We start from the raw sequence: 21,136 nt of genomic DNA on the forward strand, positions 1-21,136 counted from the left end.
TTCACAGCCATTGAGTTGTCCACAGTTTTGAACCAAGATCCACAGAATTTTCCGGATCGCTGCACGGTGAAACTCCGCGAGTTCGCGGATGTGTGAGTTGTGTAGCGATAGGGGAACGGAACGTGGCCGGACGTAAGACTCCCGATCAACCGCCCGGGCCCGCCGAAGGGCGCGGCGGACCGCTGGTCGTCACCGAGGACGAAGACCTCCTCGACGACATCCTGAGACTGTGCGCCGCGGCCGGCGCAACGCCCGAAGTGGCACACGGCGTCGCCCGGGGCCGCAGCCCGGGCTGGGCCTCGGCGCCCCTGGTGATCGTCGGCGCCGACTGCGCGCCCCGGCTGTGCGGGGCGGGCCGCAGGGACGGAGTGGTGCTCGTCGCCCGGGGCGCCGACGACCGGCAGCTGTGGCGGTTGGCCGTCACGGTCGGGGCGGAACGGGTGCTGGTGCTCCCCGGCGGCGAGAGCTGGCTCGTGGACCGGATCGCCGACGCGGTGGAGGGCGTCGGGCCGGCGGCCGTGACGGTGGGGCTGATCGGCGGCAGCGGTGGCGCCGGCGCGAGCACCCTCGCCTGCGCCCTGGCCCTGACGGCGGCCCGCGCGGGCCGCCGCACCATCCTGGTCGACGCGGACCCGCTGGGCGGCGGCCTCGACGTACTGCTGGGCGGCGAGAAGGAGGAAGGGCTGCGCTGGCCCGCCTTCGCCGAGTCGCGCGGCCGGGTGGGCGGTCGCGCGCTGGAGGAAGCGCTGCCGCGGCTGCACTCCTTACGCGTACTGAGCTGGGACCGGGGCGACACGGTGGCGATCCCGCCGCAGGCGATGCGCGCGGTGATGGCAGCGGCCCGCAGGCGGGGCGGCGCCGTGGTGGTGGACCTGCCGCGCCGGCTGGACGAAGCGGTCGTGGAAGCCCTGGCGCAGATCGATGTCGGGCTGCTGGTCGTCCCCACCGCACTACGGGCGGTCGCGGCGTCCCGGCGCATGGCGGCACTCGTCCGGACGGTCCTGCCGGACGTACGCGTGGTGACGCGCGCCGGCCCCGGTACGGGTACCGGCCGCGCGGCGGAGCTGGCGCCCGAAGAGACCGCCCGGCTGCTCGATCTTCCGCTGGCCGGCGAGCTGGACTGGGAGCCAGGACTCCAGGGGGAGCTGGCCCGCGGCGCGCCCCCGGGAGCGAACGCCCGAGGCCCGCTGCGGCACTTCGGCACGGCCTTCTGGGAGCGGGTGCTACCGGGGACGGCGGAGCCGGAGGGCGGCGGGCCGCGAGTACGGATCGGTGAGGGTGCGGGGGGCGGTCGGCGTGAGGCCTGAGAATTCGGGGGCGGACGACCTGCGGCTGTCCGGCGGCCGGCCGGCCCGTGGCGGTGCCGGGACGCACATCGGCGCCGGCCTGCTGGAAGCGGTGCGAGGGCGGCTGGCGGAGGCGGGCGCGGAGCCGACACCCGCGCGGGTCGCGATGGCGCTGCGCGCCGAGGGCCGCCTGCTCGGCGACGCGGAGGTGCTGGGTGTCGTGTCCGCCCTGCGGTCGGAGCTGGTCGGCTGCGGCCCTCTCGAACCGCTCGTCGCCGAGCCGGAGGTGACCGACGTCCTGGTCACCGCGCCGGACGAGGTGTGGGTGGACCGCGGCGGCGGCCTGGAGCGCACGCCGGTGCGCTTCACCGACGAGGCCGCGGTGCGCCGGCTCGCCCAGCGGCTGGCATCGGTGGCCGGGCGACGGCTGGACGACGCCCATCCCTGGGTGGACGCCCGGCTGCCCGACGGGACCCGCCTGCACGCCGTACTGCCCCCGGTGGCGGTCGAGGGCACCTGCCTGTCGCTGCGTGTCCTGCGCCCCCGCGCCTTCACCCTGGCCGAACTGGTCGCGGCGGGGACGGTGCCGCCGGACGGCGACCGGCTGCTGCGGGCCGTGCTGGACGCCCGGCTCTCCTTCCTGATCAGCGGCGGGACGGGCTCGGGGAAGACCACGCTGCTCAGCTCGCTGCTGGGCCTGGCAGGACCGGCCGAACGGCTCGTACTGGCCGAGGACTCCGCGGAACTGCGCCCGGATCACCCCCACGTCGTACGGCTGGAGACCCGGCCCGCGAACCAGGAGGGCATCGGCCGCGTCACCCTGCGGGACCTGGTGCGCCAGGCGCTGCGGATGCGGCCCGACCGGCTGGTGGTCGGCGAGGTGCGCGGCGCCGAGGTCACGGACCTGCTGGCGGCTCTGAACACAGGCCATGAGGGCGGCTCGGGAACGGTCCACGCGAACGCCCCCAGCGACGTCCCGGCGCGCCTGGAGGCCCTCGGTTCGACGGCCGGGCTCGACCGGGCGGCACTGCACAGCCAGGTGGCGGCCGCGCTGTCGGTGGTGCTGCACCTCGTACGGGACAGGGGCGGTCGGCGACGGCTCGCCCGGGTGGACGTGCTGGAGCGGGACCGGGACGGCTTCGTGGTGACCGTACCGGCGGCGGTGTGGGCACCGGGCGGCTTCCAAGAGGCGGCGGGCTGGCAGCGGTTGACGGGGTTGTGCGAGCGGGGGAGGGGTGCGGGATGAGTGGCGTCGGTGAGACGGCGGTGGCCGTGGGGCCGGTGTGTGCGGCCGTGCTGTGCGCGGGACTGGCGGTCTGGCTGTCCGGTGGGCGGAGCGGCGACGTACGGCGGGCACGCCTGCTGTTCGTGGACGGGGAGCGGGCTGGGCCGGAGACCCGGGAACGGGTGACGGCCGCCGGTGAGAGCGGGTTCGGGCTTCGACGGGTGCTGCGGCGGGTGGCGCATTGGGCCACGTGGGCGGCGTACCGGGCCTCCCGGTGGAGTGGAGACGGAAAGGACGGGCCTGCCTCATTCCCACGGGTTCCACGGGCCCCACAGGAATTGTGGTGCCTGCCGGCCGGTGTCGTCCTCGGTGTCATGGGCGGATCGGTGGTGCCCGTGATCGCCGCCGTGGTGGCGTCGGTCCTGGTACGGCGATGGCTTCGGGCCCGCGAGCGGGTGCGCGAGCGGGAGCTCCGGGACGTGGCGGTCATCGAGCTGTGCGAGGCGGTGGCGGGGGAGTTGCGGGCCGGACGGCAGCCCGGGCAGGCCCTGACGGCAGTCGGGGCCACGGGTTTCGGCGAGGAGGGCGCGGCGGTCGTGGCGGCGGCCCGGTTCGGCGGGGACGTACCGGCGGCCTTCCGGGCGGCGGCGCGGCTGCCGGGCGCGGAAGGGCTGGCCGGAGCGGCGGCGTGCTGGCAGGTCGCCGTCGATGGCGGTGCGGGGCTGGCCGCCGGGCTGGAACGGATCGCGACGGCCCTGCGGGCGCTGCGTGACCAACAGGACGACCTACGCGCCCAGTTGGCGGGCCCGAGAGCTACGGCCTTGATGCTCGCCCTCCTCCCTGCCGGAGGGCTCGCGATGGGCAGCGCCCTCGGCGCCGACCCGCTCCGGGTGCTGCTGCACACCCCTGCCGGGTGGGCGTGCCTGCTGGTCGGCGGCCTCCTGGAGTGGTGCGGTATCGCCTGGACGGCGCGGATCATCACGGCTGCCGAGGGGGGCGATCATGTCCGCTGACGCCGCGCCGGAGGCCGTCCGAGAAGTTGTCCACACCCTGGGGATTGTCTTTCTCGCGCTGACCGCCGCGGTGTGCGCCCTGACTGCGGCCAGGAAAGCACGCGGCGTACGGGCCGTCCGGCGACGGGCGCGGGTGGTCCTGGCCGAGAACGCACGGCGCGTCGACGGCGCGGACCGGTGCCCGGTACCGGGGCTGAAGCGCGACAAGGACCGGAACTCGACCCAGCGCCGGGGCCGGAATCGAGAACGGCGGTCGGCTGGGGCGGTCCGGGAGCGGCGGTGGACTGGGGCGGTCCGGGAGTGGGCCGGGGCCGTTGTGATCGCGGGCTTCGTGGTCGTTCTCGTCGGCGGAGTGACCGGTGGCGTACTGGGGCTCGCCGTGGCGTACGGAGTCGGGCGGTGGCAGCGGCGTACGAAGACACGGGCCGCGCGGCAGACGGCCGAGGCCGAGCTGCGAGCGGCGCTGGCACCGGCCGCGGACCTGCTGGCCGCCTGCCTGGCAGCGGGAGCCGGGCCACGGGAGTCCGCCGAGGCGGTCGGGCGGTCGCTCGGCGGAACCATCGGCGAGCAACTGCGGCGCGTGGCCGCGGAACTCCGGCTGGGCGGCGACCCTGCGACGACATGGCAGCGGTTCGGCGCGCTCCCCGGTGCCCAAAAACTCGCCCGGTGCATGGAACGGGCGGGCATATCGGGGGTCCCGGCCGTGGAGGGCGTCTCCCGGATCGCGGCGGAGCTGCGAGCGCAGCAGTCCCGCTCGTCGGCCGAACGGGCCCGCCGCGCCGGGGTGCTGGTCACGATGCCGCTGGCGGCGTGCTTCCTGCCCGCCTTCCTGGCGCTCGGCGTCATACCGGTCCTGATCGGCCTGGCCGCGCAACTCATGCGGAACTCATGACGACTCACGACCGACCCGGGCCACACCGGCTCACGGACGACGGAAACGATCACAAGGGGGAAGAGATGTTCGCACGAGAGTGGCTGAAGCGACGCGTCGCGGCGGTGCGGAGGAGGGCCGTCGCCGACCGGGGCATGACCACGGCGGAGTACGCGCTGGGGACGCTCGCGGCGTGTGCGGCAGCGGCGGTGCTCTACAAGGTGCTGTCGGGCGGCGCGGTGGAGGCGGCGTTGCGCGCGGTGATCGGGAAGGCCCTCGGCGTCCATGTCTGACGACGACCGCGAAAGGGGGTACGTGACCGCGGAAGCGGCCCTGGTGATCCCGGCGCTGGTCCTGTTCACCGGGCTGCTCCTGTGGGGGCTGATGGCCGCCTGCGCGCAGATCCAGTGCGTGGACGCGGCCCGGGCCGGGGCCCGCGCGGCGGCCAGGTCGGAACCGGACGCGACCGTCGGCGCGGTGGCCCGCGGCGCGGCCCCGCACGGCGCGCGGGTGGCGCTGGAGAGGCGAGGCGACCTGGTGCGCGTACGGGTCGAGGCGGCCTCGCCCGGCGTCGGCCCGCTGACGCTGACGCTCCGAGGGGAGGCGACGGCTCTTGCGGAGGAAACGGTGGGGCGATGAGGGCTCGGCCACGGTGTGGGCGGTGTTCGCGGCGATGGCGGTGTGCACGGTGTTCGCGGTGGTGCTCGCCATGGCCCAGGTGGTCGTGGCACGCCACCGTGCGGGCGCGGCAGCGGACTTGGCGGCGCTGGCGGCGGCGGACACCGCACTCCGGGGTGCGTCGGCCGCCTGCCGTGCCGCCCAGGAGGTGGCGGCCGCGCAGGACGCGCACCTGGTGCGCTGCACGGTACGGGGCGACATCGCGGACGTCACGGCCCGATCCCGTACCGGCCCGTTCGCCTCGGACATCCGGGCCCGTGCGGGGCCGCCGGTGCCGGGCCCGGGCGCGGAGCCGATACCCGAACGGCGCGGCTCCGCACGGCAGTAGCCGCCGGGTCCGCGCGGCAGATTTGACCGAACGGTCGACCACCCGTCGCCCCGGCTCGGATAGCGTCCGGATCATCCATTGATCTTGATGTGCGGACTCTTCGGGCAGACCGAGGCGGTCCGCCAGGAGGCGTGTCATGAGTGTGATCGACGTACGGGAAACGGCGGCCGCCCTGCCGGAAGCGTGGAGTTCCCGCCCCCTGGGGAAGGTGGGCGCGGCCTGCGTGAAGGTGCTGCGGATGGACGAGTCGGCGGGAGAGGAGGAGGCCCACGGGACGGCCGAGGCGCTGTTCGTGGTCGACGGGAGGCTGGAACTGACGGTGGGCGGTGCGGACGTCTCGGTGGGGCCGGGCGAGATGTATCTGGTCCCGGCGGGAGTGGCCCACGCGGTCCGTGCGGGGAGCCGGGGCACGCTGGTCATCCTCGAAGCGAGGGAGGCCGAGGAGGAGGGAGGTGGCGAGGAGGCATGACGAGCCGAAGGGGGCGGTGAGAGAGCGTCAGGCTGTTCCGCACGGGGCTCCGGGTGGGGTCCCGGGTGGGGTCGACGCAGCGCGTCAGGTTGGCCCGGGCGGGGCTCCGGACGGCGCCTCGGTCGGTGCGCCGGCCGCCGTCTCGTCGTAGCCGTACACACGCAGCGGATCCAGGTGCAGCTCGTACGGGCCCATGCAGTCGGCCGTGAGGGTGGCGACGAGTGCTCCGCAGGCGCACGCCATGTTGCGGCCGCCCGTGCCCAACGGGCCGCAGCAGCCGTGGTGGTCGGCGGGGACGGCGGCCTGGCGGAGGGCAGGTGTGTCGTCCGGGTGGACGATCACCGTGTTCCGGGGGCCGGCGGAGACCATGCCCTCCATGCCGGGAGGCATGAGCAGGGCACGGTCGTCCTCGACGCGGCTGCCCCCGGGGCCGGCGGGCTCGAAGGGCGCGCCCCACGGCTGGGGATCGATCGCGTAGTGGCCCGGCGGCACGGTGGAAGGGGCCAGCCCGGTCTTCTTGTCGCGGTCCTTGTCGTGCGTCGACACGTCGGGTACGGCAGGCAGCCGCCGCAGGTCGGACGTGAGCTCGATGCTGCATTTGGCACAGAAGAAGGTGGTCATCAGTCGGTCCAGCAGGTTTCAGGTATCAGGCGCTCAGGAAGGCGGCGTGGGCGCGTTCTTGAGGAGTTCGGTCAGGAGCCGTACGGCGCCTCGTTTGTGGAGGGGGTCGTTGCCGTTGCCGCACTTGGGGGACTGGATGCAGGACGGGCAGCCGGCCTCGCACTCGCAGGAGGCGATGGCCTGGCGGGTGGCGGCCAGCCACTCGGGGGCGGTGTGGAAGGCGCGTTCGGCGAAGCCCGCGCCGCCCGGGTGCCCGTCGTACACGAAGACGGTGGGAAGGAGGGTGTCGGGATGCAGGGGGAGGGACACGCCGCCGATGTCCCAGCGGTCGCAGGTGGCGAACAGCGGCAGCAGGCCGATCGAGGCGTGCTCCGCGGCGTGCAGGGCGCCGCCGAGCTGCTCGGGGTTGACCCGGGCCGCGTCGAGCTGGTCCTCGGTGACGGTCCACCACACGGCCCGGGTGCGCAGCGTACGGGGTGGCAGGTCCAGCTTGGTCTCGCCCAGCACCTCGCCGGTGATGAGCCGTCGGCGCAGATAGGAGACGACCTGGTTGGTGACCTCGACCGAACCGAAGCACAGGCGTGCGTCGCCCCAGGCGATCTCCGTCTCGGTCTCCAGGACGGCGATGGCGGTGGTGTCGCGCGCGGTCGTCGAATACGGCGGGTCGGCCTCCTCGACCAGAGCCACGTCGTCCTCCAGGTCGAGGTGTTCGACCACGTACGTACGGCCTTGGTGGAGGTGGACGGCGCCGTCGTGGACGGTGGTGTGCGCGGCGGCAGCGTCCACCGTGCCCAGCAGACGGCCGGTGCCCGCCTCCACGACCTGTACGGGCGAGCCGCCCTGCCCCCGGATGTCGGCGAGGTCGGCGGCCCGCTCGCGACGGGTCCAGTGCCACGCCTTGGCGCGGCGGCGCAGCAGCTTGCGCGCCTCCAGGGAGGGCAGGAGCCCTGGGGTGGCCGGGCCGAACAGCGCGAAGTCCTCCTCGGTCAGCGGGAGTTCAGCGGCGGCCGCGCACAGGTGCGGGGCGAGCACGTACGGGTTGTCAGGGTCCAGGACGGTGGACTCGACGGGTTGGTCGAAGAGCGCCTCGGGGTGGTGGACGAGATAGGTGTCCAGCGGGTCGTCGCGGGCGACGAGGACGGCGAGCGCACCCTGCCCGGCGCGTCCCGCGCGGCCGGCCTGCTGCCACAGGGAGGCGCGGGTGCCCGGGTATCCGGCGATCAGTACGGCGTCGAGTCCGGAGACGTCCACGCCCAGTTCCAGGGCGGTGGTGGCGGCCAGTCCGAGCAGGTCGCCGGTGTGCAGGGCACGCTCCAGGGCACGCCGCTCCTCGGGCAGATAGCCGCCCCGGTACGCGGCCACCCGGCGGGCCCGGGACCGTTCGACCGCCCCCAGCCGCTCCTGCGCGATCAGGGCGATCAGCTCGGCGCCGCGCCGCGACCGTACGAAGGCGAGGGTGCGCACGTCCTGGAGGGCGAGGTCGGTCAGCAGGTCGGCGGTCTCGGCGGTGGCGGTACGGCGGACGGGCGCGCCCTGCTCGCCGTGCAGCTCCGTCAGCGGCGGCTCCCACAGGGCGAAGACCACCTCGCCGCGCGGCGACGTGTCCTCCGTCACTTCGGCCACGGGCAGCCCGGTCAGCCGCTCGGCCGCCTGTGCCGGTTCGGCGGCGGTGGCCGAGGCCAGCAGGAAGACCGGCTCGGAGCCGTACCGGGCACAGACACGCCGGAGGCGGCGTACGACCTGGGCGACGTGGGAGCCGAAGACGCCGCGGTAGGAGTGGCACTCGTCGATGACGACGTAGCGCAGGGCGCGCAGGAAGGCGGACCAGCGCGGGTGGGCCGGGAGGATGCCCAGGTGGAGCATGTCGGGGTTGGTCAGGACGTAATTGCCGTACTGGCGCACCCATTCGCGTTCTTCGACCGGCGTGTCGCCGTCATACACGGCCGGCCGTACCGCGGTACCGAGCGGCGCCGCGAGTTCACCGACGGCGCGCCGTTGATCGGCGGCGAGCGCCTTGGTGGGCGCGAGGTACAGGGCGGTGGCGCCGCGCCCGTTCGGTGCCTCCGAGCCGTCAAGAAGCCCGGACAGCACGGGGACCAGGTAGGCGAGTGATTTTCCCGACGCCGTACCGGTGGCGATGACGACCGATTCGCCCCGCAGGGCATGCTCCGCCGTACGGGCCTGATGGGCCCAAGGCCGCTCGATCCCGGCGGCGCGCACGGCTTCCACCACCTCCGGACGGATCCGTGCGGGCCATTCCGCATGGCTGCCGATGCGCGGGGGCAAGTGCTCCGTATGAGTGATGCGCGTAGCGCGGGACGCCCCCTGGGTGAGACGGTCCAGGACCGTGCGCGGGGAGGGGCTGGTGCCCCCGTCCGGGGGCAGCTGATTGGAGGCCATCGGCACCGAGTGTGTCACCGGTGTGACGGACAATGCGCACAAGGCGTCGTGCACGCCTGCTGGTAAGTGATTGAATGCCATCGCGGCTGCCGATCCATGGGGGGCGACCGCTCGATAGCAAGGTGCTGGAGGATCCGTGGACCTGTCCCTGTCGACCCGGACCGTTGGCGACCGTACGGTCGTCGAGGTCGGTGGCGAGATTGATGTATACACCGCGCCCAAGCTGCGGGAGCAGCTGGTCGAGCTCGTGAACGACGGAAGCTACCACCTCGTGGTGGACATGGAGCGTGTCGACTTCCTGGACTCCACGGGGCTCGGCGTGCTGGTCGGCGGGCTCAAGCGGGTGCGTGCCCACGAGGGCTCGCTGCGCCTGGTCTGCAACCAGGAGCGCATTTTGAAGATCTTCCGTATCACCGGACTGACCAAGGTGTTCCCGATTCACACCTCGGTCGACGAAGCCGTCGCAGCCACCGACTGACGGTTTGCCGGTCCCCGCGCCGCGGCGCGGGGGTTGGAAGCAGTGGGGGGAACCGGGCTTGGCGGTCCGGCCCCCTGCGTTGCACGCCCGCATACCGAGGGGGATGGCATGACCACCGTCGAACTCCGCTTCAGCGCCCTTCCCGAGCACGTCCGCACCGCGCGTCTGGTCGCGGCTGCCGTGGCGCGGCGGGCCGGCGTGGACGAGGCCGTGCTGGACGAGGTCCGGCTCGCCGTCGGTGAGGCGTGCACCCGTGCGGTGGGGCTGCACCGCACCAACAACATCTCGGCCCCGGTGCGGGTCGCCCTGGTCGAGGACGAGAAGAAGTTCTCCATCGAGGTGGGCGACGAGGTCCCGGGCAGCCCGGCCGGTGCCGGTGCGGTGCCCGGCGTACGCGGCCTCGACGGGGAACCGCTGCCCGGCGGCCCCGCCTCGGACAACGGCGACGCGGCGGAGAGCGACGACGAGATGGGGCTCGCGGTCATCAGCGGGCTGGTCGACGACGTCGAGGTGACCTCCGGCGAGACCGGCGGCGTCATCCGCATGAGCTGGCCGACGACACCGGCGCCGGTACTGCCGTGACGGTCGCCCGGCCCTGTGCTGCTGTCGTGACGGTCGCCTGCCCCTGTGCCGCCGTGCCGTCGCCCGCCCGCCCTTGTACTGCTGTGACGCCCGCCTGAGCCGATAGCACTGCCGTGACGCCCGTCGGCCTCGTACGTGTGACGCACGCCTGAGCGCGTCCCGCCGTGACGTTCCCTCTGCCTCCGTACTGCCCCCGAACTACCGGTGTACTGCCGGGACGCACCGACGCTTCGGCGCTGCCGCCGCCGCAGCTGTGCCCGCCCGCTGCCGGCACCGGGCTCTCCCGGGCGCCCCCACCATTCGGCCGTACGCCCCGCACCTCTTTCGAGCGCCTCCGGAAGCGCCTCCACGGCCGGGGCCCGTCCCGGCCGCGCCCGAGCCCTGTACCCCCCCTCTTCAGGCCACATCGGCACACCCCGCCCCACCACGCGTCTCGAAGCCCGCCGGCGCCCCCCGAACCCATCCGGGTGCCCGCGGCCCACCCCGCCCACACCTCACCGCGCCACCATCCCCTCCGCCTCCCCACCGGGCCGTACAGGGCGTACGGCCCGCCGCCGTCCCGGAGCTGTACGGCCCGTACCGGACCGCGTACTTCCGTGGCGGTACGGGTGTCCGCGCCGCCCGGCGTCCGTCGCAGGCCGTCGCGGCGCACGCCCTCCCCAGGCGCCGCCGGCGCCCCGCCGGGCGGCCGAGCGGGCTCTCGCGCCGGCCCGCGCCCTCGTGGCGGTCCGGGCCCGCCGCCTTGTCCGCGCCCGGCCCGGCGGCGCTCCGCACCCCCTTGAGCAGGGCCGTCAGGTAGGACCCTTAGATCATCATTCAGTTGTCAGCTCATTATTCGCATTCATTCGTCCAGGCGAAATTGCGGCAGCGTGGCTACGGTCCCGCTATTTTCGATCTTCGCTGCTTGTTCGCCTGATCTCTGTCCGATCTCCGTCCGTTCTTCGAACGATCTCGGCCGCCACCGGCGAATTCCCTTTGAGGCGCCCTGTTTTGATCTGGTGCCGCTACCTACAATCCGTCCACAACTTTGCTCAGGACGCCTGAGCGTGCATCCGCGCGCCCATGTGCCAAACGTCAAGGAGGACGAATGGCGGGGCCTTACACCCCTCAGTTGCTGGAACATCCCTCTTACCTGGCCGAGCCATCGCTGACGTCGGGCAACCGCGGCATGGTGCTGGTGATCGCCGTCGTGGCGCTCGCGGCACTGGCCGTCGCGGCGGTGCTGGTGCGGCAAGTGCTCGCCGCCGGTGAGGGAACCGACGGCATGAAGAAGATCGCCGCAGCCGTGCAGGAAGGCGCAAATGCCTATCTCGCCCGGCAGATGCGCACCCTCGGCGTTTTCGCCGTGGTGGTGTTCTTCCTGCTCATGCTGCTCCCCGCGGACAACTGGACGCAGCGCGCCGGGCGCAGCGTCTTCTTCTTGATCGGCGCCGGTTTCTCGGCAGCCACCGGCTATATCGGGATGTGGCTGGCGGTGCGCAGCAATGTGCGCGTCGCGGCCGCGGCCCGGGAAGCCACACCGGCCGAGGGCGAGCCGAAAAAGGATCTCACGGCCGTCTCGCACAAGGCCATGAAGATCGCTTTCCGTACGGGTGGCGTCGTCGGCATGTTCACCGTGGGGCTCGGCCTGCTCGGCGCGTCCTGTGTGGTGCTCGTCTACGCGGTCGACGCCCCCAAGGTCCTGGAGGGCTTCGGCCTCGGCGCCGCGCTGATCGCGATGTTCATGCGGGTCGGCGGCGGCATCTTCACCAAGGCCGCGGACGTCGGCGCCGACCTCGTCGGCAAGGTCGAGCAGGGCATCCCCGAGGACGACCCGCGCAACGCCGCGACCATCGCGGACAACGTGGGCGACAACGTCGGTGACTGCGCGGGCATGGCCGCCGACCTCTTCGAGTCGTACGCCGTGACGCTGGTCGCCGCCCTCATCCTGGGCATGGCCGCCTTCGGCGACTCGGGCCTGGCCTTCCCGCTGCTGGTCCCGGCCATCGGTGTGATCACGGCCATGATCGGCATCTTCGTCGTGGCGCCCCGGCGCTCCGACCGCAGCGGCATGACCGCCATCAACCGCGGCTTCTTCATCTCCGCGGCCATCTCGCTGGTCCTCGTGGCCGTCGCCGTCTACACGTACCTGCCGTCCTCCTACGCCGGCCTGACCGGCGTCACGGACCCCGCGATCCTGGCCCACGGCGGTGACCCGCGGACGCTGGCGCTGGTGGCGGTCGCCATCGGCATCGTGCTGGCCGCGCTCATCCAGCAGCTCACCGGCTACTTCACGGAGACCAGCCGGCGGCCCGTACGGGACATCGGCAAGACCTCGCTGACCGGCCCGGCGACCGTGATCCTCTCCGGCATCTCCATCGGTCTGGAGTCCGCGGTCTACTCCGCGGTGCTGATCGCCCTGTCCGTGTACGGCGCGTTCCTGCTGGGCGGCACGTCCATCATGCTGGCGCTGTTCGCGGTGGCGCTGGCCGGCACCGGCCTGCTGACCACCGTCGGCGTCATCGTCGCGATGGACACCTTCGGCCCGGTCTCCGACAACGCCCAGGGCATCGCCGAGATGTCCGGTGACGTCACCGGCGACGGCGCGCAGGTCCTCACCGACCTCGACGCCGTCGGCAACACCACCAAGGCCATCACCAAGGGCATCGCCATCGCCACGGCCGTCCTGGCCGCGGCCGCGCTGTTCGGCTCGTACCGGGACGCGATCGCCACGGCCGTACGGGACGTCGGCGACGCCGCCCGCGGCATGGGCCTGAGCCTGGACATCTCGCAGCCGAACAACCTGGTCGGCCTGGTGCTGGGCGCCTCCGTCGTCTTCCTCTTCTCGGGGCTGGCGATCAACGCGGTGTCCCGGTCGGCCGGCTCGGTCGTCTTCGAGGTGCGGCGGCAGTTCCGTGAGAAGCCCGGGATCATGGACTACACGGAGCAGCCGGAGTACGGACGTGTCGTGGACATCTGCACCAAGGACGCGCTGCGCGAGCTGGCCACGCCCGGCCTGCTGGCGGTGCTCACGCCGATCGCCGTCGGCTTCTCGCTCGGTGTCGGCGCGCTCGGCTCGTTCCTGGCGGGCGCCATCGGCACCGGCACCCTGATGGCGGTCTTCCTCGCCAACTCCGGCGGCGCCTGGGACAACGCGAAGAAGCTGGTCGAGGACGGCCATCACGGCGGCAAGGGCAGTGAGGCGCACGCCGCGACCGTCATCGGCGACACGGTCGGCGACCCGTTCAAGGACACCGCGGGCCCCGCGATCAACCCGCTGCTGAAGGTCATGAACCTGGTGGCGCTGCTGATCGCGCCCGCCGTCGTGAAGTTCAGCTACGGCGCGGACAAGAGCACCGGCGTACGGATCGTGGTCGCCGCCCTGGCCATCGCGGTCATCGTCGGCGCGGTGTACGTCTCCAAGCGACGCGGCATCGCGATGGGTGACGAAGACAACAACTCGGGGAAGGTGGCGCAGACCGCCGACCCGGCGGTGGTCTCCTAGGGGGCGGGGCGTTCGCGCCGCTCAACGGGCGGGCGGAAGGCGTGCATTGAGCGCGCCGTCCGCCCGCCCTGCTGTGCGCCCGGCCGCGTCACGGGGCTTGGTGCAAATGGCTGCAATGCGGGTCGTACGGACCGACCGGCTCATGGCCGGGGGCCTTCGGACGTGTATGTTCCGGGGCCGAGAGCCATGGAAGGGACCGATCCGGTGAAGAAGACGCTTGTGGCCGCGCTGTCCGGCGGCGCGGCACTGATGCTCGCGCTGACCGGCTGCAGCGACGACGGCAACAAAAAGCTCGACGACTGGGCCAAGAAGTTCTGCGACCCCGCCCAGGCCCAGTTCAAGAAGATCCAGGACGCCAACACGTCCATGCAGACGGCCGACAGCGGCGGCACCGACTCCAAGAAGGTCCAGGAGGCCGATTCCAAGGCGTTCCAGCAGATCTCCGGCGCCTACGCGTCGCTGGCGAAGTCCCTCGACCAGGCGGGCGCGCCGCCCGCCGACGGCGGCGAGGAGTCCCAGAAGAACGCGGTCAAGGAGCTGAACGACCTGTCCAAGGGCTACGCCGACCTCAAGAAGCAGGTCGACGGCCTGGACACCGGAGACAAGGGCAAGTTCGCGGACGGTCTGCGGTCGCTGTCCGACGGCATCAACAAGCTCAACAAGAAGAGCGAACAGGCGTTCAAGAAGCTGGAGTCCGGCGACGTCGGCAAGGCGATGGCCGGGCAGTCCGGCTGCCAGAACCAGAAGGCGACCGAGGGCGGCGGGTCGGCTTCCCCGAAGAAGTAGCCGCGGCGGCGTGGCGGCGGCCCCGGGCGCCGGGCGCGGCCGACACGCCGTCAGGTGCGGCGGGGACCGCGTCCGACACGCCGTCGGGCGTGACCCGGTGGCCGGGGCGCGGCCGGGCCGTGGCCGTTTGTCAGTGGTTGGCCTGACAATGGGAGCGTGAGTACGCACCTCCCCACCGCTGACCTTCGAGACCCCGACTCCGCCGCCCGCACCGCCCGGCTGCGCGCGGCGCTGCTGACCGCCGGCTTCACCGCCGACGGCCTGCTGGAGCTGCTCGGCGCGCCCGCCTACGCCGCGCTGGCCCGCAGCGAGACCGTCCCGGCGCTCCGGGCGACCCGGGGCGGCGGACCGCTGCCCCTCCTGGTGCGGCTGTTCCTGCTCCAGCGCCCGGTGCCGTACGACCGGGCCGCCGCCGCGCTGCCGGTGGCCGACTGCCTCGCCGACGGCTGGCTGGTGCGCGACGGCGACGAGGTCCGGGCGAGCGTGGACGTGCGCCCGTACAGCGGCCCTGACGGCCAGGACTGGTGGATCGTCTCCGACCTGGGCTGCGCGGTCGGCGGCGCGGGCGGCATCCGGGCCGCCGAGGAGGCCGCGGGTGTGGACCGCGCGCAGCTGGTGCTGGGTGTCGGCGGCGCGTCCACGACGCTCGCCGGCATCACGGTCCGCGCCCCCGTCGCCAAGGCCCTGGACCTCGGCACCGGCTCCGGCATCCAGGCGCTGCACGCCTCCGTGTACGCGACGGAGGTCACGGCCACGGACCTGAACCCGCGGGCGCTGCGGATCGCCGCGCTCACACTGGCCCTGTCCGGCGCGCCCGCCGCCGACCTGCGGGAGGGCTCGCTGTTCGAACCGGTGGGCGCGGGAGGCCCGGCGGAGCGCGGCGCGGAGTCTTACGACCTGATCGTCTCCAACCCGCCCTTCGTGATCTCCCCGGGCGCCCGGCTGACCTACCGGGACGGCGGCATGGGCGGCGACGACCTGTGCCGCACGATCGTCCAGCAGGCGGCGGACCACCTGAACGACGGCGGGTACTGCCAGCTCCTCGCCAACTGGCAGCACGTCGAGGGCGAGGACTGGCGCGACCGGCTGCGCTCGTGGGTGCCGCGCGGCTGCGACGCGTGGATCGTGCAGCGCGAGGTCCAGGACGTGACGCAGTACGCCGAGCTGTGGCTGCGCGACGCCGGCGACCACCGTACGAGTTCCGAGGAGTACGCGGCGCGCTACGACGCCTGGCTGGAGGAGTTCGAGGCCCGTAAGACCAAGGCCGTCGGCTTCGGGTGGATCACGCTGCGCAAGTCCGGCGCGGAGGACCCGTCGATCACGATCGAGGAGTGGCCGCACCCGGTCGAACAGCCGCTGGGCACCGCGGTCGTCGCCCACTTCGAACGCCAGGACTACCTGCGCGCGACGGACGACGCGGCGCTTCTCGCGGGGCACTTCCGGCTCGCCGACGAGGTCGTGCAGGAGCAGGTCGGGCTGCCCGGCGCCGAGGACCCGGAGCACGTGGTGCTGCGGCAGAACCGCGGCATGCGGCGCGCCACGAAGGTGGACACGGTCGGCGCGGGCTTCGCCGGGGTCTGCGACGGCTCGCTGCCCGCCGGGCGGATCCTCGACGCGATCGCGCAACTGGTCGGCGAGGATCCGGTGTTGCTGCGCGACCGTACGCCGGACGCGATCCGGACGCTGGTCGAGCAGGGCTTCCTGGAGCCGGTGCCGGCCGGGAAGGGCTGAGAGCCGGGCGGAAGACGGGGGCGGGTGCGCGGGGGAACGAGGGGGCGGGGATACGGGGGCGATGCGAGGGACGTGATCGGGCGGTCCCGGCGGCCGGGTGGTCCTGGCGGCGGCTGGGCGGTCCCGGCGGCCGGACGGGCGGCATTCATCCGCAGTTCGCCGCCGCGCCGCCCCGGCGTGCCACGCTGCGTGCATGGAGAGTGGTCCCGAAGCGTTCGCCGGGGTGGCCTTCGCGCTGTTCGGCGCCGGCCTGCTGGTGTGGACGGGCGTGTGCGTACGGGCCGGGGAACCGGTCGCCGACGGGGTGGGCCGGTCGTCCGGTGCGGCGCTGGCGCTGTTGTTCGGAGTGCTGTTCCTGGGGACGGGGTGCTGGCTGCTGCTGCCGGTGTAGCGGCGGGGCCGGCCGGTCACCGGCACGGGTGCTGCCGTCCGCGCGCCGGCCTTTTCGTTGCGTGATCAACTGCATTGCTGGTCACCGGTGTTCACTTCCGGCGCCTGAAAAAATCTTATGCAGGTGTGAGGCAACCGACACGGCCATGTGCCCGTGTTCCTGTGTGAAGGCCATCAACCGGCCCCAATAGGGAGGAACACGCAATGAACCGTGCATACCGCCTCGCCGCCGCAGGTGTTCTCAGCGCCGCACTCGTAGCCGGAACCGCGGCTGCCGCCTCCGCCGCACCCGCGGCCCCGGCCGCCCACTCCGTCACCGCCAAGGCGCCGCAGAAGGCCACGCTCACCGCCAAGGCGAGCACCGGCTCGGTCAAGGCGTGGCAGGAGTTCCGCATCTCCGGCACCTCCAAGGGCCTGAAGGCCGGCACCAAGGTCACCGTCCAGCAGAAGCAGGGCGCCAAGTGGGTCTCGCTGCCGGCGAGCGTGAACGTCAACAAGACCGGCGCCTACTCGCTCCGCGTGAAGCTGGGCATCAAGGGCGTCAACCAGCTGCGCATCGCCGGCGGCGGCGCGGTCTCGCCGGTGATCACCGTCACGGTGCGCTGAGGCAGGCTCCAGGACACCGCCGATACGCACGGTACGCCGGGCGCGCCGCTTCCCCCGCGGCGCGCCCGGCGGCCGGTTTCAGCCCGTGAGATTGCGCACCAGCATCCAGACGGCGGCGATGCCGAGGGCGACGGCGTTGCCGCGCGCCCCGAGGCGGGCCCGGAACCGGCGCCCGCGCAGTCCCGCGTACAGCCACCGTCCGGTCATGTACGCGGCGGCCGGTACGCCCAGGGCCAGCAGGACGGCGTTGTCGTGGAAGGCCGCCACCAGGTCGCCGTGCATCAGGTCGTACGCCATCCGTGTCCCGCCGCACGCCGGGCACAGCAGCCCGGTCGCCCAGCGGAACGGGCACGGCAGCAGGACATGCCCCGGTTCATGGGGATTGGTGTGCCACAGGTAGACCGTGCCGAGGGCTCCGGCGCCGACGGCGACCGCCGCGCGGCGCAGCGTCGCGTTCCGTATGGCGGCGGGGGAGGAGGGGGCGCTCACCGGGTGCTCACAGCGCGCTCACCGCTCCGGGCCCCGGCGCCGACGACCTGGCGTAGTTGCCCTGATTCAGGACAAACAGACAAACATGGCGCTGCCCGGGCGGTCGCCCCCGTCCCGTAACGCCCGTAACGCCCCGCAACAGCCACTCCAGCCGACACATCAGCCACAACAACAGCCACTTCCCGCCTCGCCCCCGGCCAGATCGGCGGCACCTGGTGAGAGAGCCCGGTCGAGAGGGGACAGTACGGGGTGAGAACGGATACGGCCACCGTCCAGCCGGTCGTCGCGGCCCGCAGGCCGGAAGCCCCGCAGTGCCGTCCCGGCCCGCCGCGGGCCGGGAACACACCGGGGCCGGTCACCGGCCCGTGTCCGGTCCGGGCGGCATGAAGGCATGTAGTCGGGTTACCGTTCGAGTGGCGTTGCGGGGTTTTTCCGTTTGACACGAGGGCGGGATGTACCGTCACACTCCGCAGCGTCAAGCGTCACCGCAGTGTCCCCCAGAGCTCCGGCCCGGGGGGTTACCCCCAGCGTCGACCGGAGAGAAGAGCGAAGTTGTCCCCGACCAGCGAGACCGCACAGGGCGGCGGCCGCCGACTCGTCATCGTCGAGTCGCCTGCCAAGGCGAAGACGATCAAGGGCTATCTCGGCCCTGGCTACGTGGTCGAGGCCAGCGTCGGGCACATCCGCGACCTCCCGAACGGCGCGGCCGAGGTCCCGGCGAAGTACAAGGGCGAGCCCTGGGCCCGTCTCGGCGTGAACGTCGACGCCGACTTCCAGCCGATCTACGTCGTCAACAGCGACAAGAAGGACCAGGTCAAGAAGCTCAAGGAGCTGCTGGCCGAGTCCGACGAACTCTTCCTCGCCACCGATGAGGACCGCGAGGGCGAGGCCATCGCCTGGCACCTCCAGGAGATCCTCAAGCCCAAGGTCCCGGTCCACCGGATGGTCTTCCACGAGATCACCAAGGACGCGATCCGCGCCGCCGTCGCCAACCCGCGCGAGCTGAACCAGAAGCTGGTCGACGCCCAGGAGACCCGCCGCATCCTCGACCGCCTGTACGGCTACGAGGTCTCGCCGGTCCTGTGGAAGAAGGTCATGCCGCGGCTGTCGGCCGGCCGTGTGCAGTCGGTGGCCACCCGCCTCGTCGTCGAGCGGGAGCGCGAGCGCATCGCCTTCCGCTCCGCCGAGTACTGGGACCTGACCGGCACGTTCTCGACCGGCCGGGCCGGTGACCCGAGCGACCCCGCGACCCTGGCCGCGCGCCTGTCCACGGTCGACGGCCGCCGCGTCGCCCAGGGCCGTGACTTCGGCGCCAACGGGCAGCTGAAGAACAGCGACGTCCTGCACCTGGACGAGGCCGGCGCCCGCGCGCTGGCCGCCGCCCTGGAGCACACCGACTTCGCGGTCCGCTCGGTCGAGTCCAAGCCGTACCGCCGCTCCCCGTACGCCCCGTTCCGTACGACCACGCTCCAGCAGGAGGCCAGCCGCAAGCTGGGCTTCGGCGCGAAGTCCACCATGCAGGTGGCGCAGAAGCTGTACGAGAACGGCTTCATCACCTATATGCGTACGGACTCCACGACGCTCTCGGACACCGCGATCTCCGCGGCCCGCGCCCAGGTGACGCAGCTGTACGGCGCCTCGTACCTGCCGGACAAGCCGCGCTCGTACGCCGGCAAGGTCAAGAACGCGCAGGAGGCGCACGAGGCGATCCGGCCTTCGGGTGATCGTTTCCGCACCCCGGCGGAGACCGGCCTGACCGGTGACCAGTTCAAGCTGTACGAGCTGATCTGGAAGCGGACCGTCGCCTCCCAGATGAAGGACGCGACCGGCAACTCGGTCACCGTCAAGATCGGCGGCCGGGCCTCGGACGGCCGGAACGCCGAGTTCAGCGCCTCCGGCAAGACCATCACCTTCCACGGCTTCCTCAAGGCGTACGTGGAAGGCGCCGACGACCCGAACGCCGAGCTGGACGACCGCGAGCGGCGCCTGCCGCAGGTCGCCGAGGGCGACCCGCTGACCGCGCAGGAGATCACCGCGGACGGCCACGCCACCAAGCCCCCGGCCCGCTACACCGAAGCCACGCTGGTCAAGGAGCTGGAAGAGCGCGAGATCGGCCGCCCGTCGACCTATGCGTCGATCATCGGCACGATCCTGGACCGCGGCTACGTCTTCAAGAAGGGCACCGCCCTGGTGCCGTCCTTCCTGAGCTTCGCCGTGGTCAACCTCCTGGAGAAGCACTTCGGGCGCCTCGTCGACTACGACTTCACCGCCAAGATGGAGGACGACCTCGACCGCATCGCGCGCGGCGAGGCCCAGTCCGTGCCGTGGCTGCGCCGCTTCTACTTCGGCGAGGGCGAGGCGGCCGGCGCCGCCTCCGAGGCCGGCAACGGCGACGGCGACCACCTCGGCGGCCTGAAGGAACTGGTCACCGACCTCGGTGCCATCGACGCCCGCGAGATCTCCTCCTTCCCGGTCGGCGACGGCATCATGCTGCGCGTCGGCCGCTACGGCCCGTACGTGGAGCGCGGTGAGAAGGACGCCGAGGGCCACCAGCGCGCCGACGTGCCGGAGGACCTGGCGCCCGACGAGCTGACCGTCGAGTACGCGGAGGAACTGCTCGCCAAGCCGAGCGGCGACTTCGAGCTGGGCATGGACCCGGACAGCGGCAACCAGATCGTCGCCAAGGACGGCCGCTACGGCCCGTACGTCACCGAGATCCTGCCCGAGGGAACCCCGAAGACCGGCAAGAACGCGGTCAAGCCGCGCACCGCCTCGCTCTTCAAGTCGATGTCCCTGGACACCGTCACCCTCGCCGACGCCCTGAAGCTGATGTCGCTGCCGCGCGTCGTCGGCAAGGACCCCGAGGGCGTCGAGATCACCGCGCAGAACGGCCGCTACGGCCCGTACCTGAAGAAGGGCACCGACTCGCGCTCCCTGGAGAGCGAGGACCAGATCTTCAACATCACGCTGGAGCAGGCCCTCGCCATCTACGCGCAGCCCAAGCAGCGCGGCCGCGCCGCCGCCAAGCCGCCGCTGAAGGAGCTGGGCACCGACCCGGTCAGCGAGCGCCCGGTGGTCGTCAAGGACGGCCGCTTCGGCCCGTACGTCACCGACGGCGAGACCAACGCGACGCTGCGGCGGGACGACGACGTCGAGACGATCACGCCGGAGCGCGGGTACGAGCTGCTCGCGGAGAAGCGCGCCAAGGGCCCGGCGAAGAAGAAGACCGCCAAGAAGGCCCCGGCGAAGAAGACGGCCGCCAAGAAGACGACGGCCGCGAAGAAGACCACGACGGCCAAGAAGACGACCGCGGCGAAGAAGACCACGGCCGCGGCCGCGAAGAAGACGGCGGCCGCGGAGGGCGTGGAGAGCTGAGGGGGAGCACTTGACGTACCGCGTCACCTACACCGTCGAGGCGAAGGCGACCGCCGATGCCATGGCGCCGGAGCGGCGGGACATGCTCGAACGCGGGCTGGCCAAGCTCGCTCTCGACCCGTACCACAAGGCCACGGCGCACATCGGCACGCACGAGGACGACCGCAAGGCCCAGGTGGCGCCGGGAGTCCTCATCGAGTACGTCGTCGCACACGGTCTGCTCGTCATCGTGGTGATCGAGATCTTCGACGACATACTGCTGGAGGACTGAACCACCCGCCCGTGTGTTCGGGTGGAAACTGGACCTGTCATATCCGGCCGATA

Annotated in this window: 20 protein-coding genes; 17 read left to right on the forward strand and 3 right to left on the reverse strand. The window is 72.6% G+C overall.

From position 1 onward, the window contains the following. Positions 1-122: 122 nt before the first annotated feature. From ssd to ACZ4Z1_RS10565, 8 genes are all read left to right on the forward strand, one after another. The gene (ssd, locus tag ACZ4Z1_RS10530; RefSeq protein WP_468486171.1) at positions 123-1,307 is read left to right on the forward strand and encodes a septum site-determining protein Ssd; all 1,185 of its coding nucleotides are present in this window, start codon (positions 123-125) and stop codon (positions 1,305-1,307) included. 67 nt (positions 1,308-1,374) lie between these two features. Further along, complete coding sequence (locus ACZ4Z1_RS10535) at positions 1,375-2,532, forward strand: TadA family conjugal transfer-associated ATPase (RefSeq protein ID WP_468486314.1); 1,158 nt, start codon at positions 1,375-1,377, stop codon at positions 2,530-2,532. After that, positions 2,529-3,524 (forward strand): type II secretion system F family protein, encoded by a 996-nt coding sequence (locus tag ACZ4Z1_RS10540; protein WP_468486172.1) that lies wholly within the window; start codon positions 2,529-2,531, stop codon positions 3,522-3,524. The genes ACZ4Z1_RS10535 and ACZ4Z1_RS10540 overlap by 4 nt, the downstream gene beginning before the upstream one ends. Beyond that, on the forward strand, positions 3,514-4,416 hold the full coding sequence (locus tag ACZ4Z1_RS10545; protein ID WP_468486173.1) for a type II secretion system F family protein: 903 nt from the start codon (positions 3,514-3,516) through the stop codon (positions 4,414-4,416). Before ACZ4Z1_RS10540 ends, ACZ4Z1_RS10545 begins: the two co-directional genes overlap by 11 nt. A gap of 65 nt (positions 4,417-4,481) precedes the next feature. Continuing rightward, positions 4,482-4,688 carry a DUF4244 domain-containing protein gene (locus tag ACZ4Z1_RS10550; protein ID WP_468486174.1) on the forward strand — a complete coding sequence of 69 codons (207 nt, stop codon included), beginning with the start codon at positions 4,482-4,484 and terminating at the stop codon, positions 4,686-4,688. Further along, complete coding sequence (locus tag ACZ4Z1_RS10555; protein WP_468486175.1) at positions 4,681-5,034, forward strand: TadE family type IV pilus minor pilin; 354 nt, start codon at positions 4,681-4,683, stop codon at positions 5,032-5,034. The genes ACZ4Z1_RS10550 and ACZ4Z1_RS10555 overlap by 8 nt, the downstream gene beginning before the upstream one ends. Beyond that, on the forward strand, positions 5,009-5,401 hold the full coding sequence (locus tag ACZ4Z1_RS10560; RefSeq protein WP_468486176.1) for an Rv3654c family TadE-like protein: 393 nt from the start codon (positions 5,009-5,011) through the stop codon (positions 5,399-5,401). Before ACZ4Z1_RS10555 ends, ACZ4Z1_RS10560 begins: the two co-directional genes overlap by 26 nt. Positions 5,402-5,537: 136 nt before the next feature. Beyond that, a complete protein-coding gene (locus ACZ4Z1_RS10565; protein WP_468486177.1) occupies positions 5,538-5,870 on the forward strand; it encodes a cupin domain-containing protein in 333 nt (110 codons plus the stop codon). Between the two features lie 84 nt (positions 5,871-5,954). On the opposite strand, the gene ACZ4Z1_RS10570 is transcribed toward ACZ4Z1_RS10565, so the two are convergent. Then, positions 5,955-6,491 (reverse strand): hypothetical protein, encoded by a 537-nt coding sequence (locus tag ACZ4Z1_RS10570; protein ID WP_468486178.1) that lies wholly within the window; start codon positions 6,489-6,491, stop codon positions 5,955-5,957. Between the two features lie 33 nt (positions 6,492-6,524). Further along, positions 6,525-8,972, reverse strand: a complete 2,448-nt coding sequence (locus tag ACZ4Z1_RS10575; protein ID WP_468486179.1) for a DEAD/DEAH box helicase — start codon at positions 8,970-8,972, stop codon at positions 6,525-6,527. 55 nt (positions 8,973-9,027) lie between these two features. On the opposite strand from ACZ4Z1_RS10575, the gene bldG reads away from it, so the two are divergent. From bldG to ACZ4Z1_RS10610, 7 genes are all read left to right on the forward strand, one after another. After that, positions 9,028-9,369 carry an anti-sigma factor antagonist BldG gene (gene bldG / locus ACZ4Z1_RS10580; protein WP_004571875.1) on the forward strand — a complete coding sequence of 114 codons (342 nt, stop codon included), beginning with the start codon at positions 9,028-9,030 and terminating at the stop codon, positions 9,367-9,369. 108 nt (positions 9,370-9,477) lie between these two features. Next, positions 9,478-9,951, forward strand: a complete 474-nt coding sequence (locus tag ACZ4Z1_RS10585; RefSeq protein WP_468486180.1) for an ATP-binding protein — start codon at positions 9,478-9,480, stop codon at positions 9,949-9,951. A gap of 1,087 nt (positions 9,952-11,038) precedes the next feature. Next, on the forward strand, positions 11,039-13,435 hold the full coding sequence (locus tag ACZ4Z1_RS10590) for a sodium-translocating pyrophosphatase (RefSeq protein WP_468486181.1): 2,397 nt from the start codon (positions 11,039-11,041) through the stop codon (positions 13,433-13,435). A gap of 204 nt (positions 13,436-13,639) precedes the next feature. After that, positions 13,640-14,221, forward strand: coding sequence for a small secreted protein (locus tag ACZ4Z1_RS10595; protein ID WP_468486182.1), 582 nt, complete (start codon positions 13,640-13,642; stop codon positions 14,219-14,221). 156 nt (positions 14,222-14,377) lie between these two features. Continuing rightward, positions 14,378-15,952: a DUF7059 domain-containing protein gene (locus ACZ4Z1_RS10600; RefSeq protein WP_468486183.1), complete on the forward strand. Its 1,575-nt coding sequence runs from the start codon at positions 14,378-14,380 to the stop codon at positions 15,950-15,952. 193 nt (positions 15,953-16,145) lie between these two features. Then, positions 16,146-16,343 carry a hypothetical protein gene (locus ACZ4Z1_RS10605; RefSeq protein ID WP_468486184.1) on the forward strand — a complete coding sequence of 66 codons (198 nt, stop codon included), beginning with the start codon at positions 16,146-16,148 and terminating at the stop codon, positions 16,341-16,343. Between the two features lie 203 nt (positions 16,344-16,546). Beyond that, the gene (locus tag ACZ4Z1_RS10610) at positions 16,547-16,948 is read left to right on the forward strand and encodes a hypothetical protein (RefSeq protein ID WP_468486185.1); all 402 of its coding nucleotides are present in this window, start codon (positions 16,547-16,549) and stop codon (positions 16,946-16,948) included. Positions 16,949-17,026: 78 nt separating this feature from the next. Here the strand turns inward: ACZ4Z1_RS10610 and ACZ4Z1_RS10615 are convergent, their stop codons facing one another. Continuing rightward, complete coding sequence (locus ACZ4Z1_RS10615; RefSeq protein WP_468486186.1) at positions 17,027-17,437, reverse strand: DUF2752 domain-containing protein; 411 nt, start codon at positions 17,435-17,437, stop codon at positions 17,027-17,029. A gap of 552 nt (positions 17,438-17,989) precedes the next feature. Here ACZ4Z1_RS10615 and topA point away from each other — a divergent pair. Together topA and ACZ4Z1_RS10625 are read left to right on the forward strand one after the other, a co-directional pair. Beyond that, positions 17,990-20,812: a type I DNA topoisomerase gene (topA, locus tag ACZ4Z1_RS10620; RefSeq protein ID WP_468486187.1), complete on the forward strand. Its 2,823-nt coding sequence runs from the start codon at positions 17,990-17,992 to the stop codon at positions 20,810-20,812. Positions 20,813-20,822: 10 nt separating this feature from the next. Further along, the gene (locus ACZ4Z1_RS10625) at positions 20,823-21,083 is read left to right on the forward strand and encodes a type II toxin-antitoxin system RelE family toxin (RefSeq protein WP_468486188.1); all 261 of its coding nucleotides are present in this window, start codon (positions 20,823-20,825) and stop codon (positions 21,081-21,083) included. The last annotated feature ends 53 nt before the right edge of the window (positions 21,084-21,136 follow it).

Source organism: Streptomyces sp. NPDC030165 (genome assembly GCF_055573595.1).